Raw genomic sequence first — 1932 nt, 5'->3', positions numbered from 1 at the left:
GAACGTCGACTCCCTATAATGCGCATCCATCGAGACGGCACACAGCGAATCAAGTAACTGAGTGGCCGGCAAAGAGAACAGAGAAATTCAACGAAATAAGTAGTTGACTCTGAGTGAGGAAAGCGTAATATGCGCACCTCGAGTTACCCACCGGAAGGTTGCTAACTCACTGCTCTTTAACAATTTATCAGACAATCTGTGTGGGCACTCGCAAGACGATATCGAAGCCTGTTTCGGCAGGCAGAAGAAATATCAAAGTCTTGAAGAGTGACCAAAGCAGTACACATTTGAACTTCGGTTCGAATGCATATTTGCAGAAAGTAATCTTTGAGCATCGCTACTTTCATTAGTAGCAAATCAAACAAATCTTAAATTGAAGAGTTTGATCATGGCTCAGATTGAACGCTGGCGGCAGGCCTAACACATGCAAGTCGAGCGGCAGCGGGAAGTAGTTTACTACTTTGCCGGCGAGCGGCGGACGGGTGAGTAATGTCTGGGAAACTGCCTGATGGAGGGGGATAACTACTGGAAACGGTAGCTAATACCGCATGACCTCGCAAGAGCAAAGTGGGGGACCTTCGGGCCTCACGCCATCGGATGTGCCCAGATGGGATTAGCTAGTAGGTGGGGTAATGGCTCACCTAGGCGACGATCCCTAGCTGGTCTGAGAGGATGACCAGCCACACTGGAACTGAGACACGGTCCAGACTCCTACGGGAGGCAGCAGTGGGGAATATTGCACAATGGGCGCAAGCCTGATGCAGCCATGCCGCGTGTGTGAAGAAGGCCTTCGGGTTGTAAAGCACTTTCAGCGAGGAGGAAGGCCAATAGCTTAATACGCTGTTGGATTGACGTTACTCGCAGAAGAAGCACCGGCTAACTCCGTGCCAGCAGCCGCGGTAATACGGAGGGTGCAAGCGTTAATCGGAATTACTGGGCGTAAAGCGCACGCAGGCGGTTTGTTAAGTCAGATGTGAAATCCCCGCGCTTAACGTGGGAACTGCATTTGAAACTGGCAAGCTAGAGTCTTGTAGAGGGGGGTAGAATTCCAGGTGTAGCGGTGAAATGCGTAGAGATCTGGAGGAATACCGGTGGCGAAGGCGGCCCCCTGGACAAAGACTGACGCTCAGGTGCGAAAGCGTGGGGAGCAAACAGGATTAGATACCCTGGTAGTCCACGCTGTAAACGATGTCGACTTGGAGGTTGTGCCCTTGAGGCGTGGCTTCCGGAGCTAACGCGTTAAGTCGACCGCCTGGGGAGTACGGCCGCAAGGTTAAAACTCAAATGAATTGACGGGGGCCCGCACAAGCGGTGGAGCATGTGGTTTAATTCGATGCAACGCGAAGAACCTTACCTACTCTTGACATCCACAGAACTTAGCAGAGATGCTTCGGTGCCTTCGGGAACTGTGAGACAGGTGCTGCATGGCTGTCGTCAGCTCGTGTTGTGAAATGTTGGGTTAAGTCCCGCAACGAGCGCAACCCTTATCCTTTGTTGCCAGCACGTAATGGTGGGAACTCAAGGGAGACTGCCGGTGACAAACCGGAGGAAGGTGGGGATGACGTCAAGTCATCATGGCCCTTACGAGTAGGGCTACACACGTGCTACAATGGCAGATACAAAGTGAAGCGAACTCGCGAGAGCAAGCGGACCACATAAAGTCTGTCGTAGTCCGGATTGGAGTCTGCAACTCGACTCCATGAAGTCGGAATCGCTAGTAATCGTAGATCAGAATGCTACGGTGAATACGTTCCCGGGCCTTGTACACACCGCCCGTCACACCATGGGAGTGGGTTGCAAAAGAAGTAGGTAGCTTAACCTTCGGGAGGGCGCTTACCACTTTGTGATTCATGACTGGGGTGAAGTCGTAACAAGGTAACCGTAGGGGAACCTGCGGTTGGATCACCTCCTTACCTAACGATACGCATTGCG

Annotated in this window: 1 rRNA gene; it reads left to right on the top strand. The window is 52.1% G+C overall.

Annotated features, from left to right (window positions below):
* Positions 1 to 370 precede the first annotated feature (370 nt).
* Positions 371 to 1913 (top strand): 16S ribosomal RNA (locus YROHD0001_RS21045).
* Positions 1914 to 1932 lie beyond the last annotated feature (19 nt).

Origin of the sequence: Yersinia rohdei ATCC 43380, assembly GCF_000173775.1 — a bacterium.
Classification (GTDB): domain Bacteria; phylum Pseudomonadota; class Gammaproteobacteria; order Enterobacterales; family Enterobacteriaceae; genus Yersinia; species Yersinia rohdei.
The sequence above is the reverse complement of the archived record's forward strand: the minus strand, read 5'-3'. Positions and strand labels throughout refer to the sequence as shown.